Here is a 9,681-nt window from a genome sequence, read left to right as displayed (position 1 = left end):
GTCAGTCCGGGACACAATGGGCATGGCCGGAAAGGCGCTTAACCCGGATTTTATTCTGATGATGCCAGATGATTTTGATGACCATGCAGAAAAGAAAGAGAACGTCCTGAAGGCATTCTGGCGGGACAAGGAGGGGAACGACCGTGCGCACGCGTTTAACTTCTACCGGTTCTGCCAGCTGCTGGAAAAACAGCTCTCGGATAACAAACCGGTCGGCAGTACCTTCTCGCCGAAAGATGATGTGGTGCGTTTTCGCCCGCATCCGGGAATGGGTTTTCCGGTCAGCGAGCTTAAAGCCGTCGAAACGAGCGAAGAACACCCGGACGCACCGCCGACGGTGCGCACCACCTTTATGGGACTGTACGGCGTGGACTCGCCACTGCCGACCGGCTACATCGATGACATCACTCAACAGCGCGAAGGTCACGAGGCGCTGGAAGCCTTTTTAGACATCTTTAACCACCGGATGATGACGCAGTTTTACCGCATCTGGCGAAAATACAGCTATCCGGCCACCTTTGAAGACGGCGGTACCGACAAAACGTCGCGCAGCCTGATGGCCCTGACCGGCATCACCGACAGCGGCGACGTGCCCGCCTCGCGTTTACTGGCTTTATTGCAGCCGCTGGTCAGAACCACCCGCACAGCGGAAGGCATTGTGAGCGTGATCCGCACGCAGGCACCGAATACGCAGGTCACCATGAAACCGCACATGGTGACCCGGATGCTGGCAGGCAAACGGGCGAGATTCTCGTTTTCAGAGCAACAAAAGTTAGGCGATCATCTGGTTCTTGGCAGTCATACGGAGGACGCCAACTATTGCATCGGCGTGGAAATGTTTACCGAAGACGCGGCTGAGGCTAAAGGCTGGTTGCCAGGCGGTCAGTTGCGGGAAGACGTGTTTACTTTGTTGCGTGTGTATCTGGGATGTGATTATGACGCCAGCCTGAAGTTGACCATCCCGATAGAATTGGCTCCACTGCCACGCCTGGGCGACCGTTCGCTGCTAATGGGATATAACGTCGTAATGGGGTTACGGGAAGATAATCTGGATGACATGCCGGCAGAGGTGACGATGAAGTTGGGCAGGATCCGGGATGAAAAGCATTAACTACCGCTGCATCATGCCCGATGCAGCGGCAGTAAATTACCTGCCAGTCCCCATCCTACAGCATCACTTTCGCCGCCATTTCACGGCTGTAGTCGCGGCTGGCGTCGACCAGCACGCGGGTGTAATCATCCGTAATATCGCCGCGCAGCAAGGCATCGGTTTCCAGTGTTTCGAGGATTTTGCCGTATTTCATCACCGCGACGCGCTGGCAGAGATGGGCGATCACACCCAAATCGTGCGTGACCATCAGATAAGTCAGCCCTTCCTCTTTTTGAAGATCGAACAGCAAATTGAGGATTTCCGCCTGTACCGACACATCCAGTGCGGAGGTCGGTTCGTCGAGAAGTAACACGCGCGGTTTGAGGATCAGTGCCCGCGCAATCGCCACGCGCTGGCGCTGTCCGCCGGAAAGCTGATGCGGATAACGGCTGCGGAATGCGCGGTTTAAACCGACTTTCTCCAGAATGGTATTAATGCGCTGATCACGCTGGTCGATACGGTGAATTTGCAACGGCTCTTCCAGAATATCGCCGATGGTGTGGCGCGGATGCAGCGAACCGTACGGATCCTGAAACACCATCTGCACCAGACGGCAGCGGTCACGACCAATGCGGTGTTCGAGCTGCTGGCCATCGATTTCCAGCTCGCCCTTCCAGTGAGTAAACAACCCCGCCAGACATTTCAGCACCGTGGTTTTACCGGAACCGGACTCGCCCACCAGCCCGAAAATCTCGCCTTCACGCACGGCGATATTCACATCGGTCAGCACCTGCGTGGTTTTCGCGCCTTCGCCAAACGTCAGGTTCAGGTTATGCACGTCAATCATGGTTTTAGCTGTCATGTCGGCTCCTTAATCGGTCAGCCAGCTGGCCTGCCGTTGCATTACCGGCAGCGGATAACGGCGGTTATCCATATCCGGCAGCGCGTTCAGCAGGCCACGCGTGTACGGATGCTGCGCGTTATCGAGATCAGTGGCGGCGATGGATTCCACGATGCGTCCGGCGTACATCACCAGCACACGGTCGCAGAAACTGCGCACCAGATTGATGTCGTGACTGATAAATATCAGTCCCAGACCGCGCGTTTTCACCAGGTCGTCGAGCAGCGCCAGCACCTGTAAACGCACGGACACATCCAGCGCCGAGGTCGGTTCATCGGCGATCACCATTTCGGGGTCGGTGATCAGCATCATTGCAATCATGATGCGCTGTCCCTGCCCGCCGGATATCTCATGCGGGTACAGACCGTAAACGCGTTCCGGATCCCGGATGCGCACCACGTCGAGCATGTTCAGCACTTTGCGTTTGGCATCCTGATACGAACATTTGTGGTGCGACCGCCACGCTTCGGCGATTTGATCGCCCACGCACAGCACCGGATTCAGTGAGTATTTTGGGTCCTGCATAATCATCGAAATCCGTTTGCCGCGTACCTGACGCATCTGCTTCGGGCTGGCGCGCAGCAGATCAACGTCGGCGAACTGCATTTTGCTGGCGGTGATCTGCGCTTTTAAGGGATGCAGATGCAACAGCGCACGACCGACAGTGGATTTACCCGAGCCGGATTCGCCGACAATCGCCAGTTTTTCGCGTCCGAGCTGGAAAGACACGCCGCGTACCGCCTGCGTCACCTGACGGCCATTCACAAAGCTGACGTGCAAATCCTGCACATCGAGTAACGCCGGAGCGTCAGTCATTTCGGGGATCGAGGATGTCACGAAGGCCATCTCCTAAAAAGTTGAACGCCAGGCTGTTAATCAGGATCGCCAGACCGGGAATGGTCGCCACCCACCAGCACTCCATCATGTACGTACGGCCACTGGAAATCATCGCGCCCCACTCCGGATCCGGCGGCTGTGCGCCAAGCCCGAGAAAGCCCAGACCGGCGGCAGTCAGAATGATACCGGCCATATTCATGGTGATACGGATGATCACCGACGGCAGGCAAAGCGGCACAATGTGACGCCACAAAACCCGCAGCGGACTCGCACCCTGTAACCGCACCGCAGAGATAAAATCAGCTTGTCGCAGCGAGAGCGTTTCGGCACGCGCCAGACGCGCAATCGGCGGCCACGCGGTGAGCGTAATGGCGATCACCACATGTTCCAGGCCGGGACCCAGCGCGGCGACAAACGCCAGCGCCAGCACCAGACTCGGGAAAGAGATGAAGATGTCGGTAACGCGCATCAGCACCATGTCCGTTTTGCCGCCGAAATACCCGGCGGTAACACCTAACAGTAAGCCGAGCGGCCCGACGGTCACCGACACCAGCAGCACGATATACAAAGTGATGCGAGAGCCATACACCAGACGGCTGAAGATATCGCGGCCAAACTCGTCGGTGCCGAACCAGTGCGCCGCCGACGGCGGGCTGAGCGCGTTGTTTAAATCCTGCACCAGCGGATGAAACGGCGCGATCCATGGCGCAAGAATCGCCACAATCATCAGCACCAGAACTATCGCGCCGCCGATGGCCGTCAGCGGATTACAGGCCATCTGCCACAGAAAATGGCCCACGCGGCCAAACGCCCTTTTCACGCGCTGACGTTTTTCGTCGCCTGCGCTGAGCGTGACGGAATCGAGGGAAATCGTCATACTTTTGTCCTCGGGTCAAAGACCTGATAAAGCAGGTCAGAGAGCAAATTCAGCACCACGAAAATCATGCCGACCACCAGCACGCAGCCCATCACCGCGTTCATGTCGCCCAGCATCAGGCTGCTGGTGAGATACGAACCAAAGCCCGGCCACGAAAACACGGTTTCTATCAGCACCGCGCCTTCCAGCAGTGAGCCGTACGCCAGCGCCACCACGGTCAGCAACTGAACCAGGATGTTGCGGAAGGCGTGATTCCACAGCACATGCCATTCGCTCAGCCCTTTGACGCGGGCAGTGATAATGAATTCCTGTGAAAGTTGCGCCAGCATAAAGCTGCGGGTCATACGGCTGATGTAGGCCAGCGAATGAAAGCCGAGTAGCGACGCAGGCAGGATCAGGTGATTAAGCGCGTTGCTAAACACTTCCCAGTTTCCGGCGATCAGCGCGTCAATCAGCATAAAACCACTGTGCCGCGTGACCTGCCCGTCGAGACTGAAATCTACCCGACCGGCACCGCCGACCCAGCCGAGCCAGGCGTAAAACACCAGTAGCCCCATCATGCCGACCCAGAATATCGGCGTGGAATATCCGGCCAGACTGATGATACGCACCACGTAATCGGCGATGCTGTTGCGTTTTGCCGCTGCCAGTACGCCAAGCGGAATGCCGACGCCTGCGCCGAGAATGATCGCCAGCGTCGCCAGTTCCATGGTGGCCGGGAACACGCGCAGAATGTCCTGCGTCACCGGTTTTCCGGTCAGCAGCGCATTGCCTAAATCGCCGTGCGCCAGCCCTGAAAGGTAGATGCCGAACTGCGTCCACAACGGTTTATCAAAACCGAGCTGGTGGTAAACCTGTTCATAGGTGCTGTGGTCGGCGTCCGGTCCGACAATCGCCAGCACCGGATCGACCGGCATCACGCGGCCAATAAAAAACGTCAGCAACAGCAAGCCAAACAGTGTGACCGCCACCTGCACCAGCCGTTTGCCGATACGTCCGGCGGGGAATGACATCCGCGCCGTTTGCTTTGAAGCGGGAGCCGGGATTTGCATGGTCATAACCCTTTACCTCCGGTTGGCTGGACGTCAACAGGTTCGTCTTTCCACACGTCGCGCAGGAACGTGGTTGCTGAAGGATGCGGCAGGTAATTTTTGACATCCTTACGCACCACGATGGAATCAACCATTTGCGAGAGCGGCACCAGCGCCGGGATCAGCGCGTCGTAACGTTCCTGAATGGCAAAGTAATCCTGTTTTTGTTTCTCCGGGTCACGTTCGAGCAGCGCCTGATCGATATCCATGTTCAGCTGTTTATCGTAAAAACCGGTGCGCCAGCCCTGAAAGTTGGTCAGCCGCGCCGCGTCGTTGTTGTCGGGGTTATACACCAGCGCGCGCAGGCTGGAATGCGGATGCGGTTCCACGCCGCTGCCGCCGCGCCCGACCAGCATGTCGAACTTACGTTCACGCATCGCGCCGTAAATCTGGTTACCGGTGCCGGTGACAATTTTGGCGCGAATGCCTGCCTGCATCAGCGTGGACTGCACAGCAATGGCGATATTGAGGAATGGCTGATCGGCCAGCACCCGCAGCGTGGTATCAAAACCGTCGGGATATCCGGCTTCCGCCAGCAGGGTTTTCGCACGTGGGATATCCAGCTGGTAACCCGGATCCGGCAGCGTGGCAGGCATCCCGACCTGAATCGGCCGCTGATGCACAATGCCGTAGCCGTTCATTAGCGCCTTGCCGATGCCCTGATAATCAATCAGATAGCGCACCGCTTCGCGTACTTTCGGGTTAGCAAAATGCGGCTCTTTCATGCTCATCGCCACGTAATAAATGGTGCCTTTTTTTACCTGATCGACCTGCATCGCCGGGTCGTGACTGAGCGCGGTAACATCCGATACGGCCATGTTATTGGCAATATCCAGATCGCCTTTTTCAATCATCAGGCGCAACGTCTGCGACTCCTGAAAATGACGGAAGACTACGCGCGAAAGCTTAGGTTCACCGCGCCAGTACTGCGGATTACGGCTCATGTTCAGCACGTCTTTCGCCTGCCAGTTATCTAGCCGAAACGGCCCGGAACCGGCTTCGTTGGTGGTCAGCCAGCGGTTACCCCAGTCGCCGTTCACTTCATGCGCCTGCACAGTTTTGCTGTCCAGCGCTACCACGCTGCCGAGCGCCGCCAGTGAGTAAATCACCAGTTTCGGGTCATTGGGTTTCGGTAACTGAATTTCGACGATACCGGGAGACGGCGAACGTACCATCTCATCGACATTCTTTTTGCTGAAACCGTAGGATTTCCACACCGAGGCCTGTGCCAGATTGAGGTGCAGAATGCGGCGCATCGACCACACCACATCGTCCGCGGTGACCGGATTGCCGGAGTGGAATTTCACGCCGTCGCGCAGATGAAACGTGATGAGATTACGGGCGTCGTTGACCTCCCACGAGGTCGCCAGCGCCGGGCGCACGTTGGTGAGTTGCTGCGGATCAAGCTCAATCAGCGGGTCATAAAGATTGACCACGATGCCGACAATATCATTGCCGGTCATCGCTGCCGGATCGAGCGTTAACAGGTTATTCATGTTCATGCCGATGATCAGCTGGTCGGGCGGCGTTTTTGCCTGCGCCGTCCAGCCACTGGTCATCAGCAGGAGCGCGAAAATCCACGCGCCCCACGTTTTGCCAGAGTTCATGATGTACCTTCCGGGTAGAGTCAGAGGTTTATTATTTTTTTCTGCCCGCAGGTCAGTCGCGACTGACGGTATGGGTTTCTATGTAATCAAAATTGATGTCCTCACCCAGGCCCGGGCGGTCAGAAAGATGCACAAAACCGTGCTCATCCATCGGGTCAACGATGCTGTTCAGATACGCAGCGGGTTCGTCGTATTCGAGGAACGGATGCAGCAGACCGCGCTCGTACCAGCGGCAGTTGCGGATAGCCCCGACCACCGCCAGACTCGCCGCGCCGTTGCCGTGTACTTCGCAGTCCATGCCAAAGGCTTCTGCCAGACTGGCAACTTTCATACACGGCGAGATGCCGCCGACGCCGTTGGCACCGGCGCGTAAAATGTCGCAGGCACCGGCTTTGACCCAGTCCGCACGGCTGTGATGTTTACCGCCGAGACTTTCCGGCCCTATCACGTCGATGGACAAGTTTTCCGCCAGCCAGGCGTAGGACGCCATGCTCTCTTCTTCCATCGGCTCTTCAAACCACGCGAAGTTGAGTTTTTCCAGCGCTTTACCGATGGTCAGTGCCTGACTGCGGCTGTACCAGTGGTAGCCGTCAAGCATCAGTTCGATGTCCGGCCCGACGGCTTCACGCACGGCGGCGCAGGCTTTGATGTCCATTTTCGGATCCGGGGCGAATGCCACCGGCGGCATCCAGGTGTGCAGCTTGATGGCCTGATAACCGCGCGAGACCAGTTTTTCGGCAAACTGACCGAATTCATCCGGTGTCGATAATCCGCCTTTCAATTCATCGCCGCACATGGTGCTGCCGTAGGCCGGTACTTTCTCGCGGAATCCGCCCAGCAGTTTGTGTACCGGCATGTTCAGTTTGCGGCCGATCAGATCCCACAGCGCCTGCTCGACAAACGACAGCGCCCGTTCGGTCAGCTGATGCGCACTGCCGCGTTGCCAGTGCACCAGATCCTGCCAGAGACGTTCACGGTCGAACGGATTCTGACCGATCAGTACTTTTCTGAAAAAAGCATTCACTACGTGCGAACGCACAACTTCCGGCGGCGCGAACGAATATCCGCAATCGCCTTCATCGGTGGTGATGGTTAACATCGCCATTTTTGCCTGACTTTCTTCACCCGGATGCGAATGACCCGCGCTGTCTGAAACACGACGGGTCGGATAAGTAAAAACAGAGACTTCAACAGAACTTATTTTCACAGCGATACCTGCCATTACTGAGTGAGTTAACGCCCTTCAGGGCGTGCCGCAATTGCGTGTTCATTCAGCAATGTGAGCGCACTCACACTTCCTTAAAACCGCAATCCAACAATAATAAAATAGCGTTTCAATATTGAACTTAGACAGTTTCCTGAAGCATTTCCACGGCTAAAAGCCGAAAATTTCCGTGTTTGTTTGGGCATCTGCACGGACGAATGTGAGCATTTTCACGAAAGCAGGGGGAAGTGTGATCTGTACAGGAAATAGACGGAGTGAGTGTGGGGAGATATTCAGTCTTTGTTTGTGATAAAAAAAGTTGTGATCAGAAAAGTGGGCACAGGAAAGCCATTCCGTTAGGCTAGCGGTACTGGAAAGTATTTGGTGATCAGCCGGAGTAGAAAATGTTGCGTGTTATTGATACGGAAACCTGCGGATTGCAGGGTGGCGTGGTGGAAGTGGCCTCCGTCGATATCGAGAACGGGAAAATCGTTAACCCGATGAGTGATCTGGTGCGCCCGGACCGCCCGATCAGCCATCAGGCAATGGCCATCCATAAAATCACCGAAGCGATGGTGGCCGATAAACCGTGGATTGAGGAGGTCATCCCGCGTTACCACGGCAGTCAGTATTATGTTGCTCACAATGCCAGTTTTGACCAGCGCATGCTGCCTGATATGTCGGGCGAATGGATTTGTACCGTGAAACTGGCGCGACGTTTATGGCCGGGGATTAAGTACAGTAATATGGCGCTCTACAAATCTCTCAAGCTGCAAGTTGCCACGCCTGCGGACTTGCATCATCACCGTGCGCTGTTTGACTGCTATATTACTGCCGCGCTGCTGATCCGTATCATGGATGAATCCGGCTGGACGCCCGAAGAAATGGTGACCATTACCGGACGCCCGGCGCTGGTCAGCACCATGATGTTCGGGAAATATCGCGGCCGGAAAATTGCAGAAATCGCCGAGGATGATCCGGGGTATTTGCGCTGGATGCTTAAAAACATCAAAGAATTAACGCCCGATTTGCGGATGACGCTCAGACATTATCTCGACGCAGAGTAAGGGATTGAATGTGAGTTAATCCGGGATTTTATTCCTGCATACACTCAGCACCAGTTGTCGCAACCAGCGGTGCGCCGGGTCCACTTCTGAACGCGGATGCCACATCTGAGAGATAGTGATTTCGCGGGTGATCACCGGCAGTTCAAACGCATGTAACCGGTCTGGCTCAGCAATGAGAAATGAAGCGGGGATCAGCGCCACCAGATCGGAGTTTTGTGCAATCGCCAGCGCGGCAGAAAAACCCGGCACGACGGCGGCGATTTTCCGTTTCAGTCCGACTTCGGCCAGCGCGTCATCGACAGGCCCATAGGTGCTGTTGCGGCGCGAAACGACAACATGCCCGAAAGACACATACTCGTTCGCGGTAATCATTTTCTCACCTGACAGCGGATGCCCCTTTCTCACCACGCCCATAAACCTGTCGCGGAACAACGTCTGTAAACGAATTTCCGGTCCCATTTCGCCTAAAACACCAATCTCAAGATCGACCCGCCCTTCCCGCAATGCATTCGAGGTTTTTTCCGGTTTTGGCATAAATCTCAAACACACGGAAGGGGCAACCTGCGCCGCCGCGGCAATCATCGCTGCGCCGAAGGCCACCACAAAACCATCATTGGATCGGATCAGGAAAGTGCGCTCAAGTCTGGCGACATTGAAATCTGCCGATGAAGGCCGCAACAGCGCGCGGGCTTCAAAACTGGCATTACGGGCACGCTGGCGGATTTCTTCGGCGTAAGGCGTCAGCACCATATTCCGTCCGGCGCGCACCAGCAGCGGATCGCCGGTACTTTCGCGCAGGCGACCCAGCGTACGGCTCATGGCAGAGGCGCTTAATCCCAGACGTCGGGCAGCAGCGGCTACACTTGCTTCAGCCAGCAGCACATCAAGTGCAATAAGTAAGTTCAGATCGGGTTCAGTCATCTGCACAGAGTAACGCAACAGTAATAATGAGGGAAGGCGTTTGGTGCAGGTATTAAGTGCAGATGCTGCGCCTTCCGCACTATATC

9 protein-coding genes are annotated in these 9,681 nt (G+C 56.2%); 2 read left to right on the top strand and 7 right to left on the bottom strand.

Annotated elements, in window-relative coordinates:
• The first annotated feature begins 58 nt into the window (after positions 1 to 58).
• The gene (tssG, locus tag ACM615_RS05985) at positions 59 to 1,111 is read left to right on the top strand and encodes a type VI secretion system baseplate subunit TssG (RefSeq protein WP_431011628.1); all 1,053 of its coding nucleotides are present in this window, start codon (positions 59 to 61) and stop codon (positions 1,109 to 1,111) included.
• A gap of 55 nt (positions 1,112 to 1,166) precedes the next feature.
• On the opposite strand, the gene ACM615_RS05980 is transcribed toward tssG, so the two are convergent.
• Genes ACM615_RS05980 through ACM615_RS05955 form a run of 6 tightly spaced genes read right to left on the bottom strand, consistent with a single transcriptional unit; the run spans position 1,167 to position 7,610 of the window.
• The gene (locus tag ACM615_RS05980; RefSeq protein WP_129640085.1) at positions 1,167 to 1,937 is read right to left on the bottom strand and encodes an ABC transporter ATP-binding protein; all 771 of its coding nucleotides are present in this window, start codon (positions 1,935 to 1,937) and stop codon (positions 1,167 to 1,169) included.
• A gap of 24 nt (positions 1,938 to 1,961) precedes the next feature.
• Positions 1,962 to 2,828: an ABC transporter ATP-binding protein gene (locus tag ACM615_RS05975; RefSeq protein ID WP_112287453.1), complete on the bottom strand. Its 867-nt coding sequence runs from the start codon at positions 2,826 to 2,828 to the stop codon at positions 1,962 to 1,964.
• Positions 2,800 to 3,705, bottom strand: a complete 906-nt coding sequence (locus ACM615_RS05970; protein ID WP_431011622.1) for an ABC transporter permease — start codon at positions 3,703 to 3,705, stop codon at positions 2,800 to 2,802. The genes ACM615_RS05975 and ACM615_RS05970 overlap by 29 nt, the downstream gene beginning before the upstream one ends.
• Positions 3,702 to 4,718 carry an ABC transporter permease gene (locus ACM615_RS05965; protein WP_431011627.1) on the bottom strand — a complete coding sequence of 339 codons (1,017 nt, stop codon included), beginning with the start codon at positions 4,716 to 4,718 and terminating at the stop codon, positions 3,702 to 3,704. The genes ACM615_RS05970 and ACM615_RS05965 overlap by 4 nt, the downstream gene beginning before the upstream one ends.
• A gap of 41 nt (positions 4,719 to 4,759) precedes the next feature.
• The gene (locus tag ACM615_RS05960) at positions 4,760 to 6,403 is read right to left on the bottom strand and encodes an ABC transporter substrate-binding protein (RefSeq protein ID WP_431011621.1); all 1,644 of its coding nucleotides are present in this window, start codon (positions 6,401 to 6,403) and stop codon (positions 4,760 to 4,762) included.
• 52 nt (positions 6,404 to 6,455) lie between these two features.
• Positions 6,456 to 7,610, bottom strand: coding sequence for a mandelate racemase family protein (locus ACM615_RS05955; protein WP_431011620.1), 1,155 nt, complete (start codon positions 7,608 to 7,610; stop codon positions 6,456 to 6,458).
• Positions 7,611 to 8,011: 401 nt separating this feature from the next.
• On the opposite strand from ACM615_RS05955, the gene exoX reads away from it, so the two are divergent.
• Positions 8,012 to 8,674, top strand: coding sequence for an exodeoxyribonuclease X (gene exoX, locus ACM615_RS05950; protein WP_431011619.1), 663 nt, complete (start codon positions 8,012 to 8,014; stop codon positions 8,672 to 8,674).
• A gap of 15 nt (positions 8,675 to 8,689) precedes the next feature.
• Here the strand turns inward: exoX and ACM615_RS05945 are convergent, their stop codons facing one another.
• Positions 8,690 to 9,595: a LysR family transcriptional regulator gene (locus tag ACM615_RS05945; RefSeq protein ID WP_431011618.1), complete on the bottom strand. Its 906-nt coding sequence runs from the start codon at positions 9,593 to 9,595 to the stop codon at positions 8,690 to 8,692.
• Positions 9,596 to 9,681 lie beyond the last annotated feature (86 nt).

It is taken from the genome of Rahnella sp. PAMC25617, assembly GCF_050606005.1.
Lineage (GTDB): Bacteria > Pseudomonadota > Gammaproteobacteria > Enterobacterales > Enterobacteriaceae > Rahnella > Rahnella variigena.
Note: the sequence above shows the minus strand (reverse complement) of the source record. Positions and strands in the feature narration are given on the sequence as shown.